At 73.6% G+C, this 26,084-nt stretch carries 29 protein-coding genes; 10 read left to right on the top strand and 19 right to left on the bottom strand.

Annotation, left to right across the window (positions count from 1 at the left end; genetic code table 11):
• Positions 1 to 9: 9 nt before the first annotated feature.
• A complete protein-coding gene (locus SMD20_RS13245; RefSeq protein ID WP_329579845.1) occupies positions 10 to 1,395 on the bottom strand; it encodes a glycosyltransferase 87 family protein in 1,386 nt (461 codons plus the stop codon).
• 139 nt (positions 1,396 to 1,534) lie between these two features.
• On the opposite strand from SMD20_RS13245, the gene SMD20_RS13250 reads away from it, so the two are divergent.
• From SMD20_RS13250 to SMD20_RS13260, 3 genes are read left to right on the top strand one after another with little or no spacing between them, the layout of a single operon-like run.
• Positions 1,535 to 2,506, top strand: coding sequence for an NAD-dependent epimerase/dehydratase family protein (locus tag SMD20_RS13250; RefSeq protein WP_329592521.1), 972 nt, complete (start codon positions 1,535 to 1,537; stop codon positions 2,504 to 2,506).
• On the top strand, positions 2,503 to 3,204 hold the full coding sequence (locus tag SMD20_RS13255; protein ID WP_329579847.1) for a glycosyltransferase family 2 protein: 702 nt from the start codon (positions 2,503 to 2,505) through the stop codon (positions 3,202 to 3,204). The genes SMD20_RS13250 and SMD20_RS13255 overlap by 4 nt, the downstream gene beginning before the upstream one ends.
• Positions 3,205 to 3,226: 22 nt before the next feature.
• Positions 3,227 to 4,417 carry a PP2C family protein-serine/threonine phosphatase gene (locus SMD20_RS13260; protein ID WP_329579849.1) on the top strand — a complete coding sequence of 397 codons (1,191 nt, stop codon included), beginning with the start codon at positions 3,227 to 3,229 and terminating at the stop codon, positions 4,415 to 4,417.
• Between the two features lie 6 nt (positions 4,418 to 4,423).
• On the opposite strand, the gene SMD20_RS13265 is transcribed toward SMD20_RS13260, so the two are convergent.
• The 3 genes from SMD20_RS13265 to SMD20_RS13275 all read right to left on the bottom strand — a co-directional run bounded on the left by SMD20_RS13265 (position 4,424) and on the right by SMD20_RS13275 (position 6,314).
• Complete coding sequence (locus SMD20_RS13265; RefSeq protein WP_329579851.1) at positions 4,424 to 5,683, bottom strand: RNA polymerase sigma factor; 1,260 nt, start codon at positions 5,681 to 5,683, stop codon at positions 4,424 to 4,426.
• Complete coding sequence (locus SMD20_RS13270) at positions 5,665 to 6,042, bottom strand: YciI family protein (RefSeq protein WP_329579853.1); 378 nt, start codon at positions 6,040 to 6,042, stop codon at positions 5,665 to 5,667. Before SMD20_RS13270 ends, SMD20_RS13265 begins: the two co-directional genes overlap by 19 nt.
• A gap of 140 nt (positions 6,043 to 6,182) precedes the next feature.
• A complete protein-coding gene (locus SMD20_RS13275; RefSeq protein ID WP_329579855.1) occupies positions 6,183 to 6,314 on the bottom strand; it encodes a toxin-antitoxin system HicB family antitoxin in 132 nt (43 codons plus the stop codon).
• Here SMD20_RS13275 and SMD20_RS13280 point away from each other — a divergent pair.
• Positions 6,308 to 7,504, top strand: coding sequence for an RNA-guided endonuclease InsQ/TnpB family protein (locus SMD20_RS13280; protein WP_329579857.1), 1,197 nt, complete (start codon positions 6,308 to 6,310; stop codon positions 7,502 to 7,504). The genes SMD20_RS13275 and SMD20_RS13280 overlap by 7 nt on opposite strands.
• A 40-nt stretch (positions 7,505 to 7,544) precedes the next feature.
• Here SMD20_RS13280 and SMD20_RS13285 read toward each other — a convergent pair whose 3' ends face one another.
• The 4 genes from SMD20_RS13285 to SMD20_RS13300 form a co-directional block, all read right to left on the bottom strand.
• A complete protein-coding gene (locus SMD20_RS13285; protein WP_329579859.1) occupies positions 7,545 to 8,123 on the bottom strand; it encodes a dihydrofolate reductase family protein in 579 nt (192 codons plus the stop codon).
• A gap of 105 nt (positions 8,124 to 8,228) precedes the next feature.
• Positions 8,229 to 8,501: a hypothetical protein gene (locus SMD20_RS13290; protein WP_329579861.1), complete on the bottom strand. Its 273-nt coding sequence runs from the start codon at positions 8,499 to 8,501 to the stop codon at positions 8,229 to 8,231.
• The gene (locus SMD20_RS13295; RefSeq protein WP_329579863.1) at positions 8,494 to 8,709 is read right to left on the bottom strand and encodes a hypothetical protein; all 216 of its coding nucleotides are present in this window, start codon (positions 8,707 to 8,709) and stop codon (positions 8,494 to 8,496) included. The genes SMD20_RS13290 and SMD20_RS13295 overlap by 8 nt, the downstream gene beginning before the upstream one ends.
• Positions 8,706 to 9,077, bottom strand: a complete 372-nt coding sequence (locus SMD20_RS13300; protein ID WP_329579865.1) for a hypothetical protein — start codon at positions 9,075 to 9,077, stop codon at positions 8,706 to 8,708. Before SMD20_RS13300 ends, SMD20_RS13295 begins: the two co-directional genes overlap by 4 nt.
• A gap of 280 nt (positions 9,078 to 9,357) precedes the next feature.
• On the opposite strand from SMD20_RS13300, the gene SMD20_RS13305 reads away from it, so the two are divergent.
• Complete coding sequence (locus SMD20_RS13305; RefSeq protein WP_442942477.1) at positions 9,358 to 9,912, top strand: nucleotidyltransferase domain-containing protein; 555 nt, start codon at positions 9,358 to 9,360, stop codon at positions 9,910 to 9,912.
• Position 9,913: 1 nt separating this feature from the next.
• On the opposite strand, the gene SMD20_RS13310 is transcribed toward SMD20_RS13305, so the two are convergent.
• Positions 9,914 to 10,780: a helix-turn-helix domain-containing protein gene (locus tag SMD20_RS13310; RefSeq protein ID WP_442942595.1), complete on the bottom strand. Its 867-nt coding sequence runs from the start codon at positions 10,778 to 10,780 to the stop codon at positions 9,914 to 9,916.
• A gap of 122 nt (positions 10,781 to 10,902) precedes the next feature.
• Here SMD20_RS13310 and SMD20_RS13315 point away from each other — a divergent pair, with 122 nt between their 5' ends.
• From SMD20_RS13315 to SMD20_RS13325, 3 genes are all read left to right on the top strand, one after another.
• Positions 10,903 to 11,532 carry a DUF998 domain-containing protein gene (locus SMD20_RS13315; protein WP_329579871.1) on the top strand — a complete coding sequence of 210 codons (630 nt, stop codon included), beginning with the start codon at positions 10,903 to 10,905 and terminating at the stop codon, positions 11,530 to 11,532.
• A gap of 35 nt (positions 11,533 to 11,567) precedes the next feature.
• A complete protein-coding gene (locus SMD20_RS13320; RefSeq protein ID WP_329579873.1) occupies positions 11,568 to 11,861 on the top strand; it encodes a DUF4287 domain-containing protein in 294 nt (97 codons plus the stop codon).
• Positions 11,862 to 11,969: 108 nt separating this feature from the next.
• On the top strand, positions 11,970 to 12,392 hold the full coding sequence (locus tag SMD20_RS13325; RefSeq protein ID WP_329579875.1) for a hypothetical protein: 423 nt from the start codon (positions 11,970 to 11,972) through the stop codon (positions 12,390 to 12,392).
• A gap of 19 nt (positions 12,393 to 12,411) precedes the next feature.
• Here the strand turns inward: SMD20_RS13325 and SMD20_RS13330 are convergent, their stop codons facing one another.
• A complete protein-coding gene (locus SMD20_RS13330) occupies positions 12,412 to 13,320 on the bottom strand; it encodes a helix-turn-helix transcriptional regulator (protein WP_329579877.1) in 909 nt (302 codons plus the stop codon).
• A gap of 458 nt (positions 13,321 to 13,778) precedes the next feature.
• A complete protein-coding gene (locus SMD20_RS13335; protein WP_329579879.1) occupies positions 13,779 to 14,480 on the bottom strand; it encodes a universal stress protein in 702 nt (233 codons plus the stop codon).
• Between the two features lie 112 nt (positions 14,481 to 14,592).
• Here SMD20_RS13335 and SMD20_RS13340 point away from each other — a divergent pair, with 112 nt between their 5' ends.
• Positions 14,593 to 16,854 carry a glycoside hydrolase family 65 protein gene (locus tag SMD20_RS13340; protein WP_329579881.1) on the top strand — a complete coding sequence of 754 codons (2,262 nt, stop codon included), beginning with the start codon at positions 14,593 to 14,595 and terminating at the stop codon, positions 16,852 to 16,854.
• Here the strand turns inward: SMD20_RS13340 and SMD20_RS13345 are convergent, their stop codons facing one another.
• On the bottom strand, positions 16,855 to 17,673 hold the full coding sequence (locus SMD20_RS13345) for a TetR/AcrR family transcriptional regulator (protein ID WP_329579884.1): 819 nt from the start codon (positions 17,671 to 17,673) through the stop codon (positions 16,855 to 16,857).
• On the opposite strand from SMD20_RS13345, the gene SMD20_RS13350 reads away from it, so the two are divergent.
• Entirely contained in the window at positions 17,672 to 18,469 is a 798-nt protein-coding gene (locus SMD20_RS13350) for a CPBP family glutamic-type intramembrane protease (RefSeq protein ID WP_329579887.1), read from the top strand. The two genes, SMD20_RS13345 and SMD20_RS13350, sit on opposite strands and share 2 nt — an antisense overlap.
• Here the strand turns inward: SMD20_RS13350 and SMD20_RS13355 are convergent.
• The 7 genes from SMD20_RS13355 to SMD20_RS13385 form a co-directional block, all read right to left on the bottom strand.
• Positions 18,423 to 20,858, bottom strand: a complete 2,436-nt coding sequence (locus tag SMD20_RS13355) for a PEP/pyruvate-binding domain-containing protein (RefSeq protein WP_329579889.1) — start codon at positions 20,856 to 20,858, stop codon at positions 18,423 to 18,425. The genes SMD20_RS13350 and SMD20_RS13355 overlap by 47 nt on opposite strands.
• 63 nt (positions 20,859 to 20,921) lie before the next feature.
• A complete protein-coding gene (locus SMD20_RS13360; protein WP_329579891.1) occupies positions 20,922 to 22,040 on the bottom strand; it encodes a sensor histidine kinase in 1,119 nt (372 codons plus the stop codon).
• Positions 22,041 to 22,051: 11 nt separating this feature from the next.
• Positions 22,052 to 22,705, bottom strand: a complete 654-nt coding sequence (locus tag SMD20_RS13365; RefSeq protein WP_329579894.1) for a response regulator transcription factor — start codon at positions 22,703 to 22,705, stop codon at positions 22,052 to 22,054.
• A gap of 35 nt (positions 22,706 to 22,740) precedes the next feature.
• Entirely contained in the window at positions 22,741 to 23,910 is a 1,170-nt protein-coding gene (locus tag SMD20_RS13370) for an ABC transporter permease (RefSeq protein WP_329579896.1), read from the bottom strand.
• Complete coding sequence (locus SMD20_RS13375) at positions 23,907 to 24,557, bottom strand: ABC transporter ATP-binding protein (protein WP_329579899.1); 651 nt, start codon at positions 24,555 to 24,557, stop codon at positions 23,907 to 23,909. Before SMD20_RS13375 ends, SMD20_RS13370 begins: the two co-directional genes overlap by 4 nt.
• Positions 24,550 to 25,572 (bottom strand): peptidoglycan-binding protein, encoded by a 1,023-nt coding sequence (locus SMD20_RS13380; protein ID WP_329579901.1) that lies wholly within the window; start codon positions 25,570 to 25,572, stop codon positions 24,550 to 24,552. Before SMD20_RS13380 ends, SMD20_RS13375 begins: the two co-directional genes overlap by 8 nt.
• A complete protein-coding gene (locus SMD20_RS13385; RefSeq protein ID WP_329579904.1) occupies positions 25,569 to 26,045 on the bottom strand; it encodes a hypothetical protein in 477 nt (158 codons plus the stop codon). Before SMD20_RS13385 ends, SMD20_RS13380 begins: the two co-directional genes overlap by 4 nt.
• Positions 26,046 to 26,084 lie beyond the last annotated feature (39 nt).

The following is a 26,084-nucleotide window of genomic DNA, read 5'->3' on the forward strand; positions in this document are numbered from 1 at the left end:
AGACGATCCTTACGGGCTGCGGACGACGGGTGCTCCGCCATCGCCGGCGGGGCGATGGCGGCGGGGCTCGGCGGAGCGGCGCGCGGCCCAACCGGCCAGCGCGGCCAGCGCGGCCACGGCGTAGAAAGGGGTGCCGAGGTTGTCGGGTGCGGCCGGGCCGTCGGTGTAGGCGACGGCGCCCGCCACGGCCACGCCCAGCCACTCCCACCAGCCGGTCATGGCGGCCAGCGCCACGACCAGCAGGGCGTACCAGGAGTACCCGGGGGTGAGCAGCAGCAGGAACGAGCCGCTGACCAGCAGCGCGCCCTGCCACGGCCGCTCCGCGTCCCCGTGACGCAGGACGGCCAGGACGATCAGGGCGAGCAGCACGATCGCGGCGTACGGGGCCCAGGAGTCCGGCATCAGCAGCCGCAGGACCGCGTACCGGTTGCCGCCGCCGTCGTAGCGCTCCTCCCGCAGGTAGCCCGGCAGGTAGCCGGCCACCGAGCTCCCCGACACCAGCGCGTACGGCAGGTACGACAGCGCCACCACGAGCAGGGCGGGCACCCCGACCACGAGCAGCCGCCGCCACGCCACCCCGCCCTTCCCCACCACCCCGCCCTTCCCCGCCAGCACGCCGGACAGGGCGCCGGGCAGCGCCGTCACCGGGAGCAGCTTGGCCGCCACCGCCGCCCCCAGCAGCGCGCCCGCCCCCGCCCGCCCGCCGCGCTTGCCCCGGACCGCGCCGAAGGCCAGCACCACCAGCAGCACCCCGAGCATGTCGACGTGCGCGTTGTTCACCGCCTCGACCGGCACCGCCGGGCACCACGCCCAGTACGCCGCCCGCCGCGCCCCCGCGAGCCGCCACAGCGCGAGCAGCGCGAGCACGGCCAGTGCCCAGCCGCCCAGCTGCAGGCCCTTGTGCCGCGAGCCCTCCGGTGACAGCCACTCGACCAGCAGGAAGTACCCCTGCGCCAGCGGCGGGTAGATCGTGGACACGGTCGGGCGGTTGATCCGGGTGCAGCCGCCCTCCGGCAGCGGCCACAGGAGCGGATCGGTGCAGCCGGCCGGGAAGAGCCAGTCGTCATGCAGGCCGGCGAGCGCCGAATCGGCCGGCGGATGCGCGTAGGGCGAGATGCCCGCCGCCTGCACCCGGCCGTCCCAGGCGTAACGGAAGGAGTCGGTGCTGCTGCTCGGCGGCGCCGCCGGCCCGATCGTGGCCAGCGCGATCCCGCCGGCCACGACCAGCACGTCCAGCCGCTTCCCCTGCACCCGCCGGGCCAGCCACAAGGCCGCCGCGAACAGCGTCCAGGCCAGCAGGTACCAGCCCAGGCCCGGTGGCCCGAGCACCATCCTGAGCACGACCGCGCCCAGGGCGGCGAGCACCGCCCCGGTGAAGATCAGGTTTCGGCTCACAGCCCGCAGCCTGGCATCCCCGGCCCCGTCGGGGGCCGCCGCGAGGCCCGCCGTCCGCGCTTCGTAAGAAGCCTTACGAACCGCGAACGTCTCCTCCGTGCGCGTCTCCCGCCGGGCTAGCGTCGGCGGCGTGAGAGTCATGGTCACCGGCTCGGCCGGTTTCATCGGCGGGCACGTGGTGGAGGCGCTGCGGGCGGCGGGTCACGACGTCGTCGGCCTGGACCTGCGGAGCGGCGCGGACGTCCGCGACCCGGCCGCGCTGGACGCGCTGCTCCCCGGCGTCGAGGTCGTCGTGCACCAGGCCGCCAGGGTGGGGCTCGGCGTGGACGTCGCCGACCTGCCCGGCTACGCCTCCGTCAACGTGTACGGCACCGCGGTCCTGCTGGCCGCGATGGCGCGGCACGAGATCGGCCGGCTGGTCCTGGCGTCCTCGATGGTGGTCTACGGCGAAGGCCGCTACGAGTGCGCCGCGCACGGCCACGTCAGGCCGGGCCCGCGCACCGTGCCGGACCTGGAGCGGGGCTCGTACGAGCCGCTCTGCCCGCGCTGCGGCGCGGCGCTGGCCTGCGCGCCGATCGGCGAGGACGCCCCGCCCGATCCGCGCAACGCCTACGCGACCACCAAGCTCGCGCAGGAACACCTGGCCGCCAACTGGGCCAGGGAGACGGGCGGCGGCGTGGCGGCGCTGAGGTACCACAACGTTTACGGTCCCCGCATGCCGCGCGACACCCCGTACGCCGGCGTCGCCGCGATCTTCCGCTCGGAGCTGGAGGCGGGCCGGGCGCCGAAGGTGTTCGAGGACGGCCGCCAGCTCCGCGACTTCGTGCACGTACGCGACGTCGCCAGGGCCAACCTCGCGGCCATGTCCGCGCCCGTGCGTCCCGGCGAGCTGCGCGCCTGGAACATCGCCTCCGGCGCCCCGCACACCGTGGGCGAGATGGCGGCCGCGCTGGCCGCCGCGCGGGGCGGCCCCGTCCCGCAGGTCACCGGCGACTACCGGCTGGGCGACGTCCGCCACATCGTGGCCTCGCCCGAGCGGGCGCGGGCCGAGCTCGGGTTCCGCGCGGAGGTCGAGTTCGACGCGGGGATGAAGGAGTTCGCCTGGTCATGACCGTCGATGTGATCCTGCCCTGCCTGAACGAGGAGGCCGCGCTCGCCTGGGTGCTCGGGCGCATGCCGGACGGCTACCGCCCGATCGTGGTGGACAACGGCTCCACCGACCGCTCGGCGGCGGTCGCGGACAGCCTCGGCGCGCGGGTGGTCCACGAGCCCGTACGCGGCTTCGGCGCGGCCTGCCACGCCGGGCTGCGCGCCGCCACCGCCGAACTGGTCTGCTTCATGGACGCCGACGCCTCCCTCGACCCCGTCCAGCTCCCCTGGGTGACCGCCGCCGTGCTCGGCGGGCACCGCGATCTGGTCCTGGGGCGGAGGGTGCCGCGGGCGGCGGGCGCCTGGCCGTGGCACGCGCGGCTGGGCAACCGGGTGCTCGCCGGTGTGCTGCGCCGCCGTACGGGTGCGCCGCTCCGCGACCTCGGCCCGATGCGCGCGGCCAGGCGCGCGGCCCTCCTGGAGCTGGGGCTGACCGACCGCCGCTTCGGCTACCCGCTGGAGATGGTGCTGCGCGCCGACGCGGCCGGCTGGCGGATCGCCGAGGTGGAGGTGGACTACCTGCCGCGGACCGGGCGTTCCAAGGTGACCGGCACCCTGCGTGGCACGCTGCGCGCCGTCTCCGACATGCGGCGGGTGATGGCCGAGCTCCGGCCGGCGTCCTCAGGCGACGCGTCATACCCGGGTCCGCGGAGGGAATAGGTCCGGGGATCGAGGAGGGCGCATGACCCACGACCGGCTCCGCCTGGAGGAGCTTCTCACGGAGGCGGAGAACGCCTCGCCGGTGGACTCCGTCGACGTGATCGCCGCCGACCTGCGCGAACGGTTCGGGGCCAGGGCCGTGTCGTTCCTGTTCCTCGACCTCGTCGGCCAGGCGATGGTGCGCATGATCCGCGACGACGGGGCGTGGCGGAGCGAGCGGATCCACCTGCCCGGCAGCGTCTACGACCAGGCGTTGCGCACCCAGCAGCTGACCCTGGTGCCCGATGACAGCCTGGGACAGCGGGTGCTGGCCCCCGTGACCAACCGGGGCGACGCGATCGGCCTGCTGGAGCTGACCCTGCCGCGCTGCGACGAGGCGATGCTGGAGCAGATCAGCCAGGCCGCGCACGCGCTGGCGTACATCGTGGTCACCGACCGCCGCTTCACCGACCTCTACCTCTGGGGTCAGCGCACCACCCCGGTGAGCCTGGCCGCCGAGATCCAGAACCAGCTCCTGCCGTCGTCCTCCGCCTGCGAGGCCGCCCAGTTCGTGCTGGCCGGAGCTCTGGTGCCGGCCGACAACATCGGCGGCGACACCTACGACTACTCGCTCGACAAGCACACCCTGCACCTGTCCGTCACGGACGCGATGGGTCACGACGTCGACTCCGCCCTGCTGGCCACCTTGCTGGTCAACGCCTCCCGCGGCGCCCGCCGCGCCTCCCGCGGCCTGGCCGAGCAGGCGCGGGAGATCCATCAGTCGCTCCTGGACCACGGCCGCCAGGCCCTGGCCACCGGTCAGTTGCTGCGCGTCTCCCTGGACGGCGCCGGCGCCCGGCTCGTCAACGCCGGTCACCCGTGGCCGCTGCGCCTGCGCGCCGGCACGGTGGGGGAAGTGCCGCTGCACATCGACCCGCCGTTCGGCTTCCCGTTCCCCGTCGAGTTCCGGGTGCAGGACCTCGACCTGCGGCCCGGCGACCGGCTGGTGTTCTACACGGACGGCATGCGCGAACGCCAGGCGGCGAGCCTCGACCTGCCCGGCCTCGTCCGGGAGACGGCCGATCAGCATCCCCGCGAGCTCGTACGAACGCTGACCGCCGCCGTCCTCGACGTCTGCCACGGCCATCTGGAGGACGACGCCAGCGTCCTCTGCCTGGACTGGCACGGCCCCCGCCGCCAGAGCCGCGACACCCACGCCGGGGCCGACACGTAGCGGGCTCTAGGGTCCGCCCGCTCCTTCGGCGCGCCGCCCGAGGAAGGCCCGGACCGCCGGGTCCGTGCTGAGGGCGGCGGCCCGCGTGTAGGCGGCGGCCGCGTCCTGGCGCCGGCCGAGCCGGGCGAGCAGGTCGCCGCGTGCCGCGTGATAGGGCTGGAACCGCTCCCGTTCGACCGGCAGGGCCTCCAGCAGCTCCAGCCCCGCGCCGGGCGAGCGGGCCCGCCCGATGACGGCGGCGTGCGCGACCCGGCCGCCCAGGCTCGGCGCGATCGCGACCAGCGCGGTGTAGAGGGTGCACAGGGCCTCCCAGTCGGTGGCGCCGACCCGGGCCCGGTCGCAGTGGACCGCCTGGATCGCCGCCTCAAGCTGGAACCGTCCCGGCGCCCGGCCCGGCCGCCCGGCCCGGCGGAGGTACGCCTCGCCCTCGGCGATGAGGCCACGGTCCCACGTGTCCGGGTCCTGGTCCTGGAGCGGCAGGTAGGGGCCGCCGGGAGCCGCGGCGCGGGCGGAGGTCAGGGTGAGCAGCGCCGCCAGCGACCACGCCTCCGGCTCGTCGCCGAGCAGCCGCGCGGTCGTGACGGCCAGGTAGCGGGCCTCGCCCGCGAGCGAGTCCCCCTCCCCCCGGTCCTGGAAGGACAGGGCGTAGCAGCCGTACACCGCCTCAAGCACCCACGGCAGCCGCTCCGGCATCGCCTGCCGCCCCGGAACGGCGAAGGGGATCCGGGCGTCCCTGATCCGCCGCTTGGCCCGGACCAGCCGTTGCGACATCGCCGCGGCGGGCACGGCGAAGGCCCGCGCGATCGCCGCCGCCTCGAACCCGAGCACGACCTGCAACATCAGCGGAGTACGGACGTCGGCGGCGATGGCCGGGTGCGCGCAGACGAACAGCAGGGCGAGGCGCCGGTCCGGGATCCGGTCCGCGTCGAGATCGTCCAGGGTCGTGACGACACCCGCGCCCAGGTCGGCGCCGGCGTCGACGGCCGCCTCCAGCGACCGGCTGCGCCGGTGGGCGGCGGACTTCCACAGGTCCCGCTGCCGGTTGCGGGCCACCGTCAGCAGCCAGCCCTCGGGGTTGTCCGGTACGCCGTCGCGCGGCCACGTGGTCAGCGCCCGCTCGAAGGCCTGCGCCAGGGTGTCCTCGGCGAGTTCGAGGTCCCCGGCCGGGGCGGCCAGCAGGGCCACCAGCCGGCCGTAGGACTCCCGCGCGGCCCGCTCGGCCACCCGCGCGGCCCGTTCACCGGGGTTCACCAGGACGGGACCCATTTCCCGGCCTCGATGTGCATCCCGCCGGGCCGGATCTCGACGCTCCCCCAGGACAGCGGCGGCGCCTGCCGCGCCCACTCCAGGGCCGCGTCCAGGTCCGGCACGTCGATGACGATCACGCCGCCGAGCTGCTCCTTGGTGTCGGCGAACGGCCCGTCCTGGATGCGCGGCTCGCCGTCGACCAGCGTGAGCGTGGTCGAATCCGCCGACGGCCGCAGCACCTGGCCGCTCACCAGGATCCCGGCCTGCTCCAGCGTCGCGGCGTAACTGGCCATGGCCCGCATCCCTTCGGCCATCGCCTCGGCCCCGACCGACTCCGCGTTCGCCTCGCCGTGATGGAACAACAACATGTAATGCATATCCGATCCTCTCTCGTCACCAGAATCCGCCCAGGATGCTCCGGCCTTCAGGCCGGAGAGGAATGGGCGTCCCGCTAGGGCTGTCTCGGCGGGGCCGGGACAGCCTGCTCCACGATGTGCAGCACCTGCGTGTGCAGGGATCAGTGCTCATGTTCGGCCAGTTCCTTCAGCCGTGCGTGCAGGTCGTCGGGAAGCCGCAAGGTGATCTGTTTCATGCCGGCGGAATAGCCGCCGCACGCCATTCCTGTGATAGTAAAGTGACGCTGTGTCACGCTTCCGGCTCCAGCCCACCCCCGCCCAGGAAGCGGCGCTGGCAGAGCACTGCGCGCACGCCCGCCACGTGTGGAACCTCGCCGTCGAGCAGCACGCGCACTGGAAACCCGGCCGCAAAATGGCACCGGGATTCGCCGAGCAGTGCCGCCAGCTCACCGAAGCCCGCGCGGCCAGCCCGTGGCTGGCCGCCGGTTCGGTCGTCGTGCAGCAGCAGGCGCTCAAGGACTTCGCCCAGGCCATGGCGAACTTCTTCGGCGGCACCCACCGCCGGCCGACCTGGCGCAAACGCGGCCAGGCCGAAGGCTTCCGCATCGTCGCGGTCAAGGCGGGCGACGTGCGCCGCCTGTCGCGCAACACCGGCGAGGTGAAGATCCCCAAAGTCGGCTGGGTACGGTTCCGGTGGTCGCGCGCCGTCCCCGACGGGGCCAAATCGTACCGCGTCACCCGAGACCGTGCCGGCCGCTGGCACGTCGCCTTCGCCACGGTGCCGCAGCCGATCCCCGCGCCCGGCACCGGGCAGGTCGTCGGCGTGGACCGGGGCGTCGCCGTCAGCGCCGCCCTGTCCACCGGGGAACTGCTGACCGTCTACGGCCTGCGCGACACCGAAAAGGCGCGCCTGCGGCGCCTGCTGCGCAAGCTGGCGCGGGCCCAGCGCGGCTCCCGCCGCCGGGCCAAGGTCAAGACCGCCATCGCCCGGCTGAAAGCGCGTGAGGCCGACCGGCGCAAGGACTGGGTGGAGAAGACCAGCACGGACCTGGCCCGCCGCTTCGACGTGATCGCCGTCGAGGACCTCAAGATCCGCGCGATGACCCGGACGGCCAGGGGGACGCTCGAAGCTCCGGGCCGTAACGTGCGCCAGAAGGCCGGGCTCAACCGGGCCATCCTCGCCGCCGGATGGGGACGGCTCGTACAACGGCTGGAGCACAAAGCCCCCGGCCGCGTCCAGAAGATCAACCCGCGTCACACGTCGCAGACCTGCAACGCCTGCAAGCACGTCGCCAGCGAGAGCCGCGAGAGCCAAGCCCTCTTCCTGTGCGTCGCCTGCGGGCATCGGGACAACGCCGACGTCAACGCGGCCAAGAACATGCGGGACACGGCCGCAGGGCATGCGGTCGCTGCGCGGGGAGGTCTGCCGTTGGGCGGGCCGGTGAACCGCGAACCTCAACCCGACCTCCCCTCAGCGGCGTAGGAACGGTTGGAATCCCCCACCCTTCAGGCAGGGGAGGATGTCAATTGGTCCGGTAGCGCGCGATCACGACACCGGTCGTGGCGGTGATCGCCTCCTGAAGCTCCAGGCCGGTACGTTCCCCTTCGCCGAACAGCCGCGTGCCCGAGCCGAGCACGATCGGATGGGTCAGCAGGACGTACTCCTCGACCAGGCCCGCCGCGTGCAGGGAACGCACCAGCTCGCCGCTGCCGAGCACCCTGATCACGCCGTCGACCCGCTCCTTCAGCCCGGCGACGGCGCCGGCCGCCTCCCCGGCCAGCAGCGTGGAGTTGGGGTGGGCGAGCACGGTGTCCGGCCGGCGGGAGGCGACGTACTTGGGCGTGTTCACCAGCGTCTCGGTGAACGGGTTGGGCTCGCCCACGGAGGTCCAGTAACCCAGCACGTCGTCGTACGTCCGCCGCCCGAACAGCATCGCCGCCGCGCCGCCCTGCTCGGCGACGTACTTCCCGATCACCTGGTCGGCGTACCCGGCGCCCCAGCCGCCGTGCCGGAACCCGCCCCTCGTGTCCTCGTCCGCCCGGCCCGGCCCCTGCATGACGCCGTCCAGGCTGACGCTCACGAAAACGCTGATCGTGCCCACCACGAACTCCTCATCTCACTGACCGCCGGGGCCACGTTCCGGCCCGGCACAGTGATGACGAGCTCAAGCGGCCCGAACAGACACCCCTGCCCTACCTGCTGTCCGTCATGGCGCAGGCCGTCCGAGGTCACCGAACGCCTCCTCCGCCCATCGCCGGACCAGCGGAGCCGTGGCCAGATGTGACTCCTGGAGGATCGTCTCCCTGAGCCGGTCGAGGACGGCGGCGCGGAACCCGGAGGAGAGACGGTCGCGGTCCGCGGCGAGCATCCGCAGCACCCTGCTCAGGTAGGCGTACCGCGCCACCTGATGGTTGGGGTCGCGGCTGCCCGCGATGACCGTCAGGCAATCCTCGTACGCCTGCTGAAGGTTCTCATCCACCCCCAGGGGCGCTGGAGGCCAGCCAGACCCGCGTCAGGGCGTTCGTGACCGAGATCGCCCGGGAGGGACTCAGGATGCCGAACGCCGGGGTCGCCCCTTCCTCCTCCTCGTCCCTCCCCGACAGGTCGCCGTGGTCCAGGACGCGGTTGATCTCGGCGAGCGCGTGCCAGGCGAGGTCCCCGACGAGATCGCAGGCGAAATGACTCACCTGAGCCAGTTCGTCGGTGCGGTAGTAGCACCAGCCCAGATGTCCAGCTGCGGCAGTTCGTAAGGCTCGTCGCCCCGCAGGTCCACATGAACCTCGCGTTCGCCGTCCTTCCAGGCGCGGCGCAGCGACAGCTCGTAGATGAGGTACTCCCAAGGCTCCTCGCCGAACTGCGACCTCCACAGCAGCGCGTGCCTGCGCCACTCGGCCACGGGAGAGGGCGACTCCGGGAACAGCTCCCGTCCGGAGACCGGGCCGCCCACCCGGACCATCGTGAGGAGCAGGTTCGCCGCATAGGCGGCGTGGCGCGTGGGCACTCCGAGATCGACCGGACAGTAGGTGGCGTAGTGACCGTTGTCGCCGGGTTCCATGGCGTGCAGCCGTCGTCAGGCACCCGCCGGAGGCTCGCCGCCGCGGCCTCGGCCAGTTCGTGCAACTCCTGCAGGATCAGCCGGGCCACCAGGAACTCCCCGAAGGTCGCGTGCAGGAACTCGCACGTGGTCAGGAGCTCATCCTTGCGCCGCGCCTGCCCGGTCGAAGCGGCCGAGCCCGCGCAGCCCGTCCGCCAGTGAGCTGACCGCCTCGCCGCTGAGCCTGGCCAGCTCGCCGAAGCGTCGGCCGCTGACCTGAGCGTGCGCCGGTCACGGGTCCATGTCCACGGATGGAGCCCAGGGCGGCGGAGGCGGGCCCGTTACGCTGCGTCCCGTGAACGCCGACGAAGTCCTCGCGCTCTACCGCGGCCTCGCCGCCGAGAACGTCCCCGTCTGGATCGACGGCGGGTGGTGCGTCGACGCGCTGCTCGGCAGGCAGACCCGCGAGCACGCCGACCTCGACCTCGCGGTCGCCCGCAAGCACGCGCGGCGTCTCGGGGAGCTGCTGGCCCGGTGGGGGTACGCGCCGCGGCCACGGCAGGACTCGACGGACTGGAACCACGTCGTCGCGACCCCTGGCGGCGCCACGGTGGACGTCCACGTGTTCGAGTTCGACGACCAGGGCCGCAACGTCTACGGCGTCGAGTACCCCGAGGAGTCCCTGACGGGCACGGGTGTCATCGCCGGGCAGGAGGTGCGGTGCGTCGCCCCCGAGTGGATGTTCCGGTTCAAGACGGCGTACCCGCCCAAGGACAAGGATCTCGCCGACGTCCGCGCCCTCGGCGAGAAGTACGGGTTCGAGATCCCGGCCACGCACCGCGGCCCGCGCGGATGAGTCACCCGGGCGGGCAGACGGGGCAGGGCCCGCTCGGCGCGGCGGGGGCGGCGTGGTCCTCGGGCAGGAGGAAGGCCAGCAAGCGGTGGTGGTCCCCCATCCGCACCGGAGCGAGCGTGGTGATGGTCAGCCGGACGTGATGGTCCTCGTCCGGCCGGCCCGGGTCGGTGTGGCCGGGCTCGCGGAAGAGCATCGGCCTGGACGGGCCCTGGACCAGCAGGTCGGTGCCGCTCGCCCAGATGCGCTCGGCGTCCGGGCTGCGCTCGCGCAGGTCATCGACCACGGCCATGAGCTCGTGGCCGTGCCGTTCCCGCATCGCCCGGCCGCGGACCAGCGACATCAGCGCCGTCGCCTCGCGCTCCCACTCGACCATGACGTGCTTGGAGTGCTCCTGAAGGAAGAACCAGTGCAGGATGGTGCGCTCGCCTTCGGGCACGGCGGTGAAGTCGCAGATCCACCGGGCGAAGGCGGAGTTCTGGCTCAGGACGTTCCATAATCCGTCGGTCACGTAGGCGGGGTGCGGCTCCAGGGCGTCGACCAGCCGGCGCAGGGCCGGGTCGGGTTCGGCGGCGTGGTCGGGCTCGGGCGGGGTGCCGTTCGCGAGGTACCACAGGATGCTGCGCTCGTCCTGGCTGAGCTGGAGCGCCGAGGCGATGGACTCCAGCAGCTCGGGGGTGGGGCGGTGTTCGGCGCCCTGCTCCAGCGCGCTGATCGTGCGGATGGAGTAGCCCGTGACGTAGGCCAGGTCCTCCTGGGTGAGCGAACTGCCGCGGCGGGACCGTCGCGCGGGCAGCCCCGCCTGGTCGCGGGAGATTCTGGCGCGGCGCTCGCGTAGGAACTGGCCGAGGAGCTCACGGCTGTCGTTCAGGGTCTCCCCCTTGCCGCTTCAAGCAGGAAATGACGTTGCCGGTAACGGTATCGCCGGTGACGGCTCGCCGGGAACTCAGTTTGCTCTGGCGCCGCGGCGACGCCGTTCCGATCATGGTCGGCATGACAACCCTTGAGGCAAGAACCCGGCGACGGCCGCCGCTGCTCACCGCCGGGCTGGCGGCGGCGCCGATCTGGATCCTGCTCGCCGTGGTCCAGGCGGCCACCCGGACGGGCTTCGACCTGACCCGGCATCCGGTCAGCATGCTCTCGCTGGGCGAGCTCGGCTGGATCCAGATCTCCAGCTTCGTCGTGACCGGCGTGCTGACCCTGTGCGGCGCGGCGGGCCTGTACGCCGCCGGCGCGGGCGGTGTGTGGGGGCCCCGCCTGCTCGGCGTCCAGGGCGCCGGCCTGATCGTGGCCGGCCTCTTCCCCGCCGATCCGGGCTTCGCCTTCCCTCCGGGCACGCCGGACGTGCCCGGGACGATGAGCGGGGCCGGCGCGGTGCATCTGGCGGCGGCCAGTGCGTCGTTCCTCGCGATGATCGCGTTCTGCTTCGTCCTGAGCCGGCGCTTCGGCGGCTCGTCCTGGGCCGTCGCCGGCCGCGCCGGCGGCGCGCTGCTGGCCGCCGGCCTCTGCTGGGCGATGAGCGGCGCGGCGGGCGGGCCGCTCGCCATGTTCGCCGGTGTCGTGGCGGCGTGGGCCTGGATCACAGTGACCATGACCAAGCTGGAGCGGGCCGCCCAGGCCTGACGGGCCCGCTCCCCTGTTTCCCGGAAGGAGAAGACATGTCGTTTCAGGCGTACCTGGACAACATCGAGGACAGGACGGGGCTGACGCCCCGGCAGTTCGTCGAACTCGCGAAGGAACGCGGGATCGACGGTCCTTCGGTCAAGGCGGCCACGGTCGTCGAGTGGCTCAAGCGAGACTACGGTCTCGGCCGTGGGCACGCGATGGCCCTGGTGCACGTGATCAAGAAGGGCCCCGAGATCGGCACGAAGCATGTCGGCAGCGCGGGGACGCATCGGGACGAGTCACACCTGCTGTGGCTGGACGGAAAGGACAACCGCCCCGCGTCCTGACCCGAAGGCGGATCTTTGTGTCAAGTCTCACATCGCGCGCATTTACCGGTGAAGCGCCGGGGGCCGGTGATATTCATGATCGAAATGTCGGCGACCGAAAGGATTTTCGTGCGCATCCGTAAGCTGGCGACCCTCCTGTCCGGTGCGGCCCTGGCCGCCTCGACCACGCTGGTGGCGGGCGCCGGCCCCGCCGCCGCGGCCGGGCCCTGCGGCAGCAGCTACACCCGCGTCGGCGTCTACCCCATCAAGAGGGGGGACGGGACCCGTACGGGCACGCTGGAGGTCTACTACAGCTCCAGCACCGGCAAGAACTGCGCCCTGACCTACGGTTACGGCGCCTACGCCAACACCCCGAGCTGGAAGAGCGTCGTGATCTTCCGGGCCGACGGCAGCGGCCGGGACCCCGACTCCGGCACGTACACGTACTACGCCGGCCCCGTGTACGTCTCCGCGGCCGGCCAGTGCATCGACGTCCAGGGGACGGTGCCGGACTGGGTGACGCTCAATCTCAACAACGTGCACTGCGGCTGAGCCGCGCCTGCCCCCCAGCTCAGGCGCTCAGCGGGCCGGGGGGCAGGTGGCTGGGCCGCAGGGCCTGCCGCTGCGCCCAGGAGGCCAGCCGGCGCAGGGCGAAGTGGCCGGGGCTGCCGGGCGGCGCGGTGACGAGGATGATGACCTGTTCCTGGTCGTCCACGGTGGTCAGGGCCTGCCAGTCGAGGTCGAAGGAGCCGATGACGGGGTGGTGCACGCGGCTGTGCCCGAACGGGTGCATGGTGACCAGGTGCTGGTTCCACCAGGCGCGGAAGTCGTCGTCGCGGCGCAGCAGCTCGCCCACGAGCTCCTGCAGCCGCGGCTGGCCGGGGTAGGCGCCGGCCGCCATGCGCAGGCTGGAGACCGCTTCGCGGGCCCGTTCGGGCCAGTCGTCCTGCATCGCCCGGACCTGCGGGTCCAGGAAGATCATGCGGACGTAGTTGCGGTGCGCGGGCGGCATCGCGGCCAGGTCGCCGAGCAGGGCGGCGGCGAGCCTGTTCCAGGCCAGGATGTCGTGGTAGCGGCCCAGCACCAGAGCGGGCGTGTCGACCAGGTTGGTCAGCAACTGCACGGTCTGCTGGGTGACCCGCTGCTCGCCTTCGTCCGGCTGCTCCCCCGTGTACGGGTCGGCGAGCTGGCACAGATGCCGCTGCTGGTCGTCGTCGAGTCGCAGGGCCCGGCCGATGGCGGTCAGCACCGAACGGGAGGCGGTGCGGACCCGGCCCTGTTCCAGCCGGGTGTAGTAGTCGGTGCTGATGCCGGCCAGCTGGGCCACCTCCTCCCGCCGCAGCCCCGGAACCCGGCGCCGGTAGGCCGGTTCCGGCAGGCCGTGTTCGGCCGCGGTGACCGCGGCTCGCCGGGCGATCAGGAAATCGGCCAGCGGTCCTTTCGGTGAGGCGAGGTCGAAGGACGGGCTGTGCGCATCCATATCATCCGATGATGGCATCCGAGCGGCCGAAATTCCGGGGAAAAGAATTCCTAGGAACAATTGATCCTTCCGCTTTCCCGAGTCCATCGGCCACGGTAGACGGGGAAAGGGTGGCAGGCGGGACCTGCGGAACACTGGAGGGGGGCCGTGGGATCGGTTTGCCCCTTTCCTGCGGTCGGAGGGATCAAAACCTCCATTGCCGCACGATTCCACCGTCCTCTCACATTGCGGGAGGACGGTGGAATCACGGCACAATTGTTCCGGTCATCTCCGCCGTCCCCACACCGTGGCGGCCGCGGTGGACGCGATCTCCACGGACGCCGGCGCGATCACCGCGCCCCGCTGCTTGCCCGACATCTCGTCCCAGCGCAGCACGGGCTCCCTTCACTCGTTCGTACCGGCACCATCGTGACGGTTCGCCTGCGAGGCTCGCGGCCGAGCTGGAGCTCAGGTAGGTCTCAGCCTCCCACCACCGCCACGGGACAGGGCGCGTGCTGGAGGAGTGAGCCGGCGACGCCAGCGGGCGCCGCCCGCCGGCGGCCGACGACCACGAGGGTCGCGGTCCCGTAGTCGGCGGCCTGCTGGACCGGCACGCCGGGATGGCGGGCCGCCCACTCGCCCACGTCCGCCGAGGCCGCGAGGGGCAGCCGGCGCAGGGCGGCCTCCTCGAACGCGAAGTCCAGGACGCCGGCGTCCGGGTCGCGGTCGGCCACGACGACCGGCCCCGGCTGCGACGCCGCGGGCAGCGGCCCCGGCCCGCGCACCACGATCACGGGGCAGTGGGCGTGGGTGGCGACGTACCCGGCCACCGAGCCCACGACGGCTCGCGGGAGCGCGCTGAGCCCGCGCGAGCCGACCACGACGAGCGCGGCCTCGTGGGAGAGCTCGACCAGACGCTCGGCCGCGGACCCCTCGTGCAGGTCCGTCTCCACCGTGAGGCCGGAGCTGGTGTGGCGGGCGCAGTCGGCGCCGTGCCACAGCACGTGCTCGGCCGCCTTGCGCAGGTGGGACCTGGCCTCCCCGGGGGCCTCGCCGTACGGCCACTGCCAGGCGTGGGCGACGGTCAGGGACAGTCCGCGGAGCTCGGCCTCGTCCAGCGCCCAGTCCAGCGCCTGCATCGAGAAGGCCGATCCGTCGTAGCCGAGAACGATGTGCTTCATGCCGCTGCCTCCTGTCCGTACGCCTGCCCACGTCAGGGTGGCCCTACCACCCGCGGGCGCCAGGACCTTGGTCCCCTGTCTGGGCCGGTGGTGCCTGGGTAGCGTCATCGCCATGGCCACTCTCGATCCGGCCGGCTCTTGGACACTCGTCTACGAGGGCTACGACCCGGCCGCCGAGGGGCTGCGGGAGGCGTTGTGCACGCTGGGCAACGGCCGCTTCGCCACCCGCGGCGCCACGCCCGACGGCCTCCACCGCACGCCCGGCACCTACCGGGCGGGCTGTTACGACCGGCTCGCCTCGCATGTGGCGGGCCGTACGGTCGTCAACGAGGACCTGGTCAACCTGCCCGACTGGCTGCCGCTGACCTTCGCCACGCCGGGGTCGGACTGGTTCCACCCGGACGGGGCCGAGCTGCTGGACTACCGCCAGGAGCTCGACCTGCGGCGCGGGGTGCTGCTGCGGGAGCTGCGCTGGCGCGACGACGCCGGCCGGGTCACCCGGGTACGGCAGCGCCGCCTGGTGTCCATGGCCGACCCGGCGCTGGCCGCGCTGGAGACCACCTTCACGGCCGAGAACTGGTCGGGTCCGCTCCGCGTCCGCGCCGCGCTGGACGGGACGGTGACCAACCACGGCGTCGCCCGGTACCGCGACCTGCGCGGCGACCACCTGACCGACCACGCGACCGGGGACGAGGACGGGCTGACCTGGCTGACGGCGGCGACCCGCTCCTCCCGGGTCACCGCCGCGCTGGCCGCGCGGATCGACGCCCCCGTTCCCGGCCGGGCCGAGCGGGAGCCCGGCCGGATCGGCACCGAGCACGTGCCCCACCTGGAGGAGGGCGTGCCGGTCACGGTCACGAAGATCGTCGCGCTGGTGACGTCCCGCGACCCCGCCGTCCATGACCCGCGCTCGGCCGCGCTGCGCCGGGCCGGGCAGGCGCCCCCCTTCGGGGAGCTGCTGGCCGCGCACGAGACGGCATGGGAACGGTTGTGGGAACGGGCCCGGCTGGAGGTGGGCGGCCCGGAGCTGGCGCAGCTCGTGCACCTGCACGTCTTCCACCTCCTGCAGACGCTCAGCCCGCACACCTTCGACCTGGACACCGGCGTGCCCGCCCGCGGCCTGCACGGCGAGGCCTACCGCGGTCACGTGTTCTGGGACGAGCTGTTCGTGCTGCCGTGGCTGAACCTGCGTTTCCCCGACATCTCACTCGGCCTGCTGCGCTACCGCTGGCGACGCCTGCCGGAGGCGCGGGCGGCCGCGCGGGCGGCCGGGTTCGACGGCGCGATGTTCCCCTGGCAGAGCGGCAGCGACGGCCGCGAGGAGACCCAGACCTTCCACCTCAACCCCGATTCGGGCCGCTGGCTGCCGGACGTCTCCCACCTGCAGCGCCACGTCGGTCTGGCCATCGCCTACAACGTGTGGCAGCACCACCTGGCGACCGGCTCCATGGCGTCGTGGTGCGCGGAGCTGCTGACGGACATCGCCCGCTTCTTCGCCTCGCTCGCCGTGCTCGACCCGGCCTCCGGCAGGTACGAGATCCGCGGCGTCATGGGACCGGACGAGTACCACACCGCGCGTCCCGGCGCCGCGGCCCCCGGCCTGGACAACAACGCCTACACCAACGTCATGACCGTGTGGCTGCTGGCCCGCGCGCTGGAGCTCGGCCTCGCCCGCCCCGAGGAGGCCGCTCGCTGGGCCGACATCACCCGGCGCATGCGGGTCGACTTCCACGACGGCGTCATCAGCCAGTTCACCGGCTACGCCGGCCTGGCCGAGCTCGACTGGGGCCGCTACCGGGGCGTGCGGCGGCTGGACCGGGCTCTGGAGGCGGACGGCGACGACGTCAACCGCTACAAGGCGTCCAAGCAGGCCGACACGCTGATGCTGTGCTACCTGCTCACCGCCGACGAGCTGCTGGACCTGCTGCGCCGGCTCGGCTACCCCGCCGATCCCGAGCTGATCCCCCGTACGATCTCCTACTACCTGGACCGGACCAGCCACGGTTCCACGCTCAGCGCCGTCGTCCACGCCTGGGTCCTGGCCCGCGCCGACCGGGCCCGCTCCTGGCAGTTCTTCGCCGAGGCGGCGCTCAGCGACATCAAGGACGTGCAGGGCGGCACCACCGCCGAGGGCATCCACCTGGGCGCCATGGGCGGCACCCTCGACATGCTGCAACGCTGCTACCTCGGCCTGGAGCCGCGCCCCGACGGCCTGCGGCTCGACCCGTGCCTGCCGGAACGGCTCGGGTCGCTGTCGATGCCGATCGAGTTCCGGGGCCGCCGGCTCCTCGTCGAGGCCGACCACGAGCGCACACGCGTGGACGGGATCACCCTGCCGCGCGGCGCCGCCGCCACGATCCCCTTCCCGCCCTGATCACCCGGCGTCCGGGCCGGGTTCGAGGTAGGTGACGGCGATGCTCGCCGCCGCCATGCCGAGCAGCGACCAGTCGGCGGCGGCGCTCGCGCCCGTGGGGTTGCCCGGCACCTCCCGGGTGAGCAGGTCCGGGTCGGCCGCCGCCATGAGCACCAGACCGCGCATCGTGGCGGCGGCCAGGGTGCCGATGAGGGCGAAGCTGCCGCCCGAGTCCGGCCGTACCCGGTAGCCCAGGGCGGTGGCCACCGTCTCCCAGCCGCGCGCGATCCGGTCGGCGAACCGCCGCTCCGAGCGGGCCAGCGCGTCCTGGACGTCCGCGCGCACGTCGCCCTGCGGCAGGCTCAGGAACGTGGCCTGCAGGGCCAGGTAGGTGCGCCACTCGGGAGAGCCGGACACGGTCTCCAGGTCGGCGGCGGCGGTCACCCGCAGCAGCTCGGTGACCAGGTCGTGGCGGCCCTGGGGAGAGGCGAGCTCGGCGGCGCGCTCGGCCAGGACCGCGTCGACCAGCCGCCGGGTGGCCTCCCCGCCGGCGGCGGCCGCGGGGGCGGCGCCTCCGGCCAGCTCACGCAGCAGGTCGGCGTAGAACAGGTCCTTGTACGGCCAGCGGCGGTAGACGGCGGCCCTGGACACGCCGGCGTCGCGGATGACGTCCTCGAAGCCGAGGTGGTCGAGCCCGACGGTCAGGCCGTCGCGGTTGACCATCGCGAGCGCGGTGTCGAGCATCCGCCGCCCGGTCTCCTGGTCGCTCAGCCTGCGGCGGCGGCGTCCGGGGCCGGCGGGCGTCGACGGGTCGTCGCCTGAGGAGTACGTTCGGGCCATGAGACATGGTATCTCAAGTATCAAAACCTACGTCCTGCTGGTGTTCCTCCTGTCGGTCCCCTTCGTGGCGGCGGGCTCGCTGACCGGCGCGCAGATCCTGCCGGGCGTTCCCGTGGCGGGGCTCGCCTTCGTCTGCCCTGCGGTGGCGGGGATCGTGCTCGCCCGCCGGGCGGCCGGGGTGCGGGCCTTCCTGGGGCGGGCCTTCGACGCCGCCCGGGTCGGGAACAAGGCGTGGTTCCTGCCGGTGGTGCTGCTGTACCCGGCCGTGGTGGCACTCTCGTACGTCCTGCTGCGCCTGGCCGGCGTCCCCGTGCCGGACCCGGACGTCTCCCTGGTCCCGGCGGCGGCGCTGGCCGTCGCGCTGTTCGCGGGAGCGCTGTGCGAGGAGCTGGGCTGGTCGGGCCACGCCACCGAGCCCCTGCTGGCCCGCTGGGGCGTGCCGGGGGCGGGGCTGGCCGTCGGCCTGGTCTGGGCCGTCTGGCACTGGGTGCCGCTGCTCCAGGTCGGCCGTACGGTGTCGTGGATCGCCTGGTGGTCGCTCGGCACCGTGGCGGCGCGCGTGATCATGGTGTGGCTGTTCGCCAGGACGGGCGGCAGCGTGTTCGCCATGGCGCTCTTCCACACGACGCTCAACCTGGCGTGGCAGCTCTTCCCGGTGAACGGGTCGCACTTCCCGGTGGCGCTGGTGGCCGTTCTCATGGCGGGCGCGGCGGCGGCGGTCGTCATCGGGAGCGCCGCCCGCCGACGGTTCAGTCAGGTTCGACCCGTACCGTCCCCGCCGTGCCGTCCACCGTGATCACCTGGCCCGTCCTGATCTCGGAGGTGGCGTCGCGGACGCAGATGACCGCGGGGATGCCGTACTCGCGGGCGACGGTGGGGCCGTGCGCCACCGGCGAGCCGGTCTCGGTCACCAGTCCGGCCGCGGTCATGAACAGCGGCGTCCAGCCCGGATCCGTGGTCGGCGCGACCAGGATCTCGCCCGGTTCGAGATGCGCGCCCATCGGGTCGCGGATCACCCGCGCCGGGCCGGTCGCCTGGCCGGCGGCCCCCGACATGCCGGTCAGCACGCCGTCCCGCGCCGGCTGCGCGGGGGCGAGCGCCTCCACGTCGGTCCCGTCGGACAGCAGCGCTCCGGGGACGGTACGGCGCCTCGCCTCCCGCTCGTGTTCGGCGCGCCTGATCGCGACCGTCCCCCGGACGTCGAGCTCGCCGTCCACGGCCGCACCGGCCTCCTGGAGCGTCAGGAACATGATGTCGCCGGCCTGCTCCAGCCGGCCCCCCCTGACCAGGTCCGCGCCGACGAGGAGGAGCTGGCGCCGGGCCGCTTGAAGCGCCGGCAGCCAGGCGAACTTGCCGATCTCCCGCAGCCCGGTGAGCTCACGCGAGCGGCGCATGAGGAACACCGCCAGCCGCCCGCGCACCGGCCGCCTGGCCCGCGCCCGCCGCGCCAGCGTCGCGATCATCCGCTCGGCCCTGGCCGCCGCGGCCTCGAACCGCACGTCGGGCGCCTGCCCGGGATCGTCCACGCGCAGGTAGTTGGCGATCGTGGCGAACAGCGGCGCCGGGTCCTCCTCCCAGCGGGGGACGCCGACGTCGATCTCGGCCGCCGCGCGCATGCCGTAGCTCGCGAGGAAGCCCGCCAGGCCGATGTCCGGGAGCTCGCCCGCGGCGTACGCGGCGGCCAGCGCCTCCGGCGGCGTGTTCAGGAACAGGTCGCGGTGCTCGCGCGCCCGCACGGCCAGGCCCCAGAGCGCGAGGTCCATCTCCGTGGTCACGTTGTGCGGCATGCCGCCGAGCACGGTGTCGAGCTCCTCGCGGGTGGCGACGCCGCCGAGCAGCCCGGCCGGGAGCGCTCCGGCGAGCATCCCGGCCACCAGGGGCCCGAGGATGCCGTGCAGGTCCGGGCTCATGATCGGCCGATGCGAGTCCTCGATCACCCAGCGCAGCCGCTCGGCGGCGGTCGCCGACGGGCCGGGAGGCGTGCTCAGCCGCCTGATCTCGGCGAGCCCCCGGCGGGCGCGGGCACGGGCCCGGACCGGGTCGGCCAGGCTCGACACCACCCCGGCGAGCGTACGCGGCAGCAGCCGCGCCGTGCCCTTGAGCACGCTGCCGACGCGGAACGGCAGGCCGGGCCGCGGCGCGAACCGCGGATCGTCCATCATGCGCAGCACGGCCGTCTGCACCCGCGGCCCGTAGACCTCCAGGGCGGGCCCGAGCCGCCGGCGCATGGCCTTGCTGCGCAGGAAGTCCGTCATGTCGTAGAAGATCCGGCCGCCGATGGGCACCAGCCGGGGCAGCGGGTCACGCCGGTCGACCTTGGCCCCCACGACCGTGAACCACAGGCTCGCGCCCGTCTTGAGCAGCGAGACGCCCATCGGCGTGCACGGGCGCAGCATGCCCTGCATGTGACCGAACTCCAGGTAGAGCCGGGTGTCACCGGTGTCGGGCGGCAGCGGGAAGAGCGTGGTGACCGGGCGCGACTGCAGCAGCCACAACGTGTCGTCGGCGTCGATCGCCCACTCGACGTCCTGCGGCGAACCGAAGTGCTCCTGCAGCCGCAGCCCGGCCGCGCGCAGCCGTTCGAGGTGGTCCGCGCTCAGGCAGCCGCCGGGGTTCGCCGCGGCCGGCGCCCCCTCGCGCAGGACGTAGTGGTCCGGCACGACGCTGCCCTCGACGATGGCGGTGCCCAGTCCGGGGGCCGCGTCGAGGACCATCTCCGTACGGCAGCCCGTGATCGGGTTGGCGGTGAACAGCACGCCCGCCGCCACCGGATCGACCATGCGCTGCACCACCACGGCCATGGCCGCGTCGTCGACCCCGGCGGCCGCGCGGTAGGCGACGGCCCGCTCGGTGAACAGGGAGTCCCAGCAGCGGCGTACCGCGTCGACGAGCTCGCCGGCGCCCTCGACGCCGAGGTAGGTGTCCTGCTGGCCGGCGAAGCTGGCCTCCGGCAGGTCCTCGGCCGTGGCGCTGGAGCGGACCGCCACCCGCCCGGCGCCCAGCCGCTCGTAGGCGTCGACGAGCTCCCGCTCCGGGACCTCCCCCGACCGGTAGGACTCGACGGTCAGGCAGAAGCCGTCGGGGACGCGCTCACCTGCCCTGATCATCTCTCCGAGACCGGCGCCCTTGCCTCCGACGACGTCGATCATCGAAGCGTCGACGTCGGACAGCCAGACCAGTTGCATCGCGCGTGCTCCTCGAAGCCGACATCACCACGACCGTGCCGACCGGGCCTCACCGCACCCGCTTCAGACGCTAACACCGCCGGGCGCCGCGCGAGAGAGCCGGACGGTCACAGCCAGGCCGCCGTCCTCACGCGGCACGGCGGCGACCGTGCCGCCGTGCGCCCGGACGATCGCCCGGACGATCGACAGCCCCAGGCCGGCGCCCGAGGCCGACCCGACGCGGTCGCGTTCGAGCCGGCTGAAAGGCTCGAACAGCAGGGCGACCTGCGCGGCCGGCACCACGGGCCCCGTGTTCTCGACGGTGATGGCGACCTGGTCGGCGGAGGCGGCGGTGCGGACCTCGATGAGGCCGCGCTCGTCGTTGTACTTGGCCGCGTTGTCCAGCAGGTTGGCGACCATCCGCTCCAGCAGGACGGGGTCGCCGGCCGTGGGAGCCGGCGGCAGGTCGGGCCGGTCGGCGAGGTCGCGCAGGTCCACCGGCTCCCGGACGGTCACCTCCCGCTCGCTCTGGGCCAGCAGGAGCAGCCCCTCGATCAGGTGCTCCTGCCGGCCGTTCGCGGCGAGCAGTTCGTCCCGGACGGGGCGCAGCGGCCGTGGGAGCGCGTCGTCGGAGAGGGACACCTGCAGCAGCGCCCGGTTGATCGCCAGGGGCGTCCTGAGCTCGTGGGAGACGTTGGCGACGAACCGGCGCTGGCCGTCGAAGGCGCGGTCCAGCCGTTCCAGCATCGAGTCGAAGGTGTCGGCGAGCTCCCTGATCTCGTCGGGCGGGCCGCCCAGCGAGATGCGGCGGTGCAGCGTCTCCTCCGACAGTTTCCTCGCCGTCTCGGTGACGGTCTGCAGCGGCCTCAGCGCCCTGCGGGCGATGAGCCATCCGGTCGCCAGCCCGGCCAGCCCCACCAAGGCGGTCGCCAGCAGGGACCAGCGCAGCAGCCAGCTCATCACCAGCTCCCGGTAGCGGCCGATCTGGTCGTTCACCGACGAGGCCAGGAACGCGTGGCTCCCGCCCGGCGGCGGGGCGGACAGCAGGTTGCCCTCCCCCACCGGCTGGATCCTCGCCCCCTCGGCGAGGACCTGCTGGTTGACGATCTGGTCGACCACGACGTAGTTGATCACCACCAGGATGCCGGCGGCGAGGAAGAACACGCTCCCGTAGGTGAGGGTCAGCCGCCGGCGGATCGGCACCCGCCCCGCGGTCAGAGCCGGTAGCCCGCGCCGGGCACGGTCTCGATCACGGGCGGATGGCCGAGCTTCTTCCGCAGGGTCATCACGGTCATCCGCACCGAGTTCGTGAAGTAGTTGACGTTCTCGTCCCATGCCTTCTCCAGCAGGACCTCGGCGCTCACGACGGTGCCCTCGGCCCGCATGAGGACCTCCAGCACGGCGAACTCCTTCGGGCTGAGCGCGACGTACCGGGAGTCGCGGAACACCTGGCGGCGGCCCGGGTCCAGGGTGACCCCGGCCCGCGCCAGGACGGGCGGCACGGCCTGCGGGACGCGGCGGGCGAGCGCGCGCAGACGGGCCACGAGCTCCGGGAAGTCGAACGGTTTCGTCAGGTAGTCGTCGGCGCCCAGGCCCAGCCCCTCGACCTTGGAGCGCAGGTCGCTCGCCGCCGTCAGCATGATGATCCGGGCCGGGACCCGTCCGGCGGCGAGCGCGCGGCACACGTCGTCGCCGTGCACGGCCGGCAGGTCCCGGTCCAGGACGATCACGTCGTAGTCGTGGGTCATGGCCCGCTCGACGGCGGCGGAGCCGTCATGGACGACGTCCACCGCCATCGCCTCCTTCCGCAGCCCGCTCGCCACGACCTCGGCGAGGACGCGCTCGTCCTCGGCAATGAGCACCCGCATGCCGGACATGATCTCCCTCAGGGCGTAAGGGGTGGCTAAGCGGTCGCGAGGGCCAGGGTGGGGGGAAGCCTGGCCGCCCGCATCGCCGGGAGGATCCCCGCCGCGGCCCCCACGACGAGCGTCGCCGCCAGGCCGCCGCCCAAGGCCCACAAGGGGATCACGGCCTGGAGGTCCCGCCAGGCCGCGAAGCCGAGCGTGACCGCCGCGCCGCAGACGGCGCCGGCCGCGCCGCCCAGGACGGACAGCAGCAGCGACTCGGTCAGGAACTGCGTGCGCACCTGGCCGCGGGTGGCTCCCAGGGCCCGCCGGAGACCGATCTCCCGCCGCCGTTCGAGCACCGAGATGACCATCGTGTTGGCCACGCCGACGCCGCCGACCAGCAGCGCGACCGCCCCGACGCCGAGCAGGACGCCGGTGAAGGCGTCCGTGGCCGCGGCCCGCGCGGCCAGGGCGTCGGAGGGGCGGCTGACCTTGACCTCCTCCGGATGCTCCGGATTGACCGTCCTGGCCAGCACGGCGCGGACGTCGACGACGTGCTCGTCGGCGGCCCGCGTGTAGATGGTGGTCGGGTGGCCGTCGAAGGCCAGATAGTGCTCCGCCGCGGGGAAGCCGATCAGCACCGACCGGTCGATCTCCGCCGCCAGCGTGGAGTTGTCCAGGACGCCGACGACGGTCCACCACTGCCCGCCGATCCACACCTGATCCCCGGACCCCGCGCCGAGCCGCCCGGCGGCCAGCGCCCCGAGGACGACGGCCCGCTGCCGCTCGGTCGCCGCGTTCAGCCACCGCCCCTGCCGCAGCGGGGTCTTGAGCGTCCTGAGCAGGTCGGCCGTGGCGGCCTGGACCAGGAGCCCGGCCGTTCTGGCCTGGGGGATGTGGCCGGTTCGGTAGGCGGGCACGCCGGTCAGCCCGGTGGACGCCACCGACTCCACCGCCTCGACGGCCCTGACCATCCTGGTGGCGGTCTTCGGCAACCGGGCGGCCCCGCCGAACACGGTGTCGCCGGGCGCGACCCGCAGCAGACCGGTGCCGAGCCGGTCGAGCTGATCGAGCAGGTCCGCCCTGCTGCTGGCGGAGATGCCGACGACGGCCACCATGGTGGCGATGCCGATCGCGACCCCCAGGGCCGACAGCAGCGCGCGGGCGGGGCGCGAGCGCAGCCCTTCCACGCCCACCCGGACGACGTCGGACGCCGCGAGCCTCATACGATCCGCCCGTCCCGCAGCCGGATCCGCCGGGGAGCGGCGGCGGCGACCTCGCTGTCATGGGTGATGACGGCGACCGTGGTGCCGTCGCCGTGCAGCCGGCGCAGGATCGCCAGGATCTCGGCCCCCGCGGCGCTGTCCAGGTTGCCCGTGGGCTCGTCGGCCAGGAGCAGCGCGGGCTCTCCCACGATCGCCCTGGCCACGGCGACCCGCTGCTTCTCGCCGCCGGACAACTGGCCGGGCCGATGATCCAGGCGATGGCCGAGTCCCACGCGCCGCAGCGCCTCGGCCGCCCGGCGCGTGCGCTCGCCCCGCCGTACGCCCGCGTAGAGCAGGCCGTCGGCCACGTTGCCGAGCGCGCTCAGGTGCTCCGACAGGTGGAAGGACTGGAAGACGAAGCCGATGTGACGGGCGCGCAGGTCGGCCAGGCCGGCGTCGTCGAGGGCGGCGACGTCGTGCCCGGCGATGCGCACCGTCCCCGCCGACGGGCGGTCCAGGGTGCCGATGAGGTGCAGCATGGTCGACTTGCCCGAGCCGGACGGGCCGACGATGGCGACCAGCTCGCCCGCCGCCACCCGCAGATCCACGCCGCGCAGCGCGCGGACCCCGCCCGGGTACGTCTTCTCGGCGCCGATCAGCTCAATCACCGGGCACCTCGACGTTCATCCCGGCCCGGAGCCCGGCACCGGTGATCTCCACCCGCCCGGCGGCGAACAGGCCCGTCGTCACCCTGACGACGCGCCGGCCCGCGTTGTCGACGACGCGCACGGCGAACCCTCCTTCGCGCACCGCGAGCAGCGCCTCGACCGGGACCGACAGCACGCCGGGCCGCGTCTCGCCGCGCATCGCCACCGCGACCGGCGCCTGGTCGTAGCCGTCGAGCTCGCCGTCCAGGGTCACCTCGACGTCGAGGGTCGCCTCGCCGCCCTGCTCCCGCGGCCGGCGGGCGACGCCGCCGATCGACGTGACGCGGCCGGTGGCGCGCTCGCCCGACGGGCTCTCCAGGCCGACCTCCGCCCGCGGCGTCACCAGGCTCCGGCTGGTGACCGGCAGGTCGATGTGCACGATCAGCGTCGTGTCGGTCACGGTGACGGCCGACGCGCCGGCCGGCTCGCCCTTGGCGCCGGTCACCTCGGCGACGCGGACCGGACCGGGTGCCACGATCAGCTGCGCGCCGTCCACCCGGCCGGTCCTCGGCAGGCCGCTCGCGCCCTGCCAGGACTCGACCGCCTTCTCCGTCTCGGCGGTGAAGACGTCGTCGATCGTTCCGGGGTCCTGGCCGAGGGCCTTGAGGTTGCGTTCGAGCTGCTTGACGTCCTTGCCCCGCGACCCCCGCGACAGCGGCCGGTAGACGGGCGTCTCGCCGTACATGAGCAGCACGGGCCTGCCGGCGACCTCGTAGAGCCATTCGCCTCTGCGGACGACCCCGCCCTCGGGCCGGGTGTCGCTGATCACGCCGCGGGCCTGGTTGGGCAGGGCGCGGCGGGCGGCGTAGCCCAGGGTGCCGGGCACGGTGAGCTCGTCCACGAGGTCGGACCGGGTGATGGCGGCCGTCCTCGCGGGCGCGGCGGCCTCGGGCGACTCACCGTCGCGGGCGGCGCCGGCCGCCACGACGGCGCCGCCGGCCACCACGGCCGCCAGCAGGCTGACGTGCCGTCTCACTGCTCGCCGCCCTGCGGCAGCAGCGGGCGGCACGCCTTCTCGGCGTTCTTCATCACCGGCGAGTCGGCAGACATCCCCTTCTGCCGGGGCAGGCCCATCCGGGCCTGGCCGCCCTCGAATTTCGGATCCGGCATGTCGACGCCGTGCTCGCGCATGCATCTCGCGTACGCGATGAATTTCGCCTGATCGGCCGCGGGGACTTCGCCCGCACCCTTTCCGGCCGTGACGGGGGCGTACTTTTTGCAGGCCTCCTGAGCCTTTTCCAGCGCCGCTTTGCCGCCCGAGGGAATTTGCAGGCGGACGCCTCCCTCGACGCCGGGGTCGTCCATCTCGACGCCGTGCTCGCGCATGCATTGCGCGTACTTCACCCCGTCGCCCTGCGTCCCCGCCGGGCCCGGCGCGGCCGGTCCGCCTCCGCAGGCGGCCATGCTCGTCAGCAAAAAGGCCGCCCCGAGCCATTTGAATGTCGTCATGCCGGATTTATAGCGAGCCGTCGTTAAGCATGCGATAAG

The sequence above is a fragment of the Nonomuraea sp. LP-02 genome (genome assembly GCF_036289125.1).
GTDB lineage: Bacteria > Actinomycetota > Actinomycetes > Streptosporangiales > Streptosporangiaceae > Nonomuraea > Nonomuraea bangladeshensis.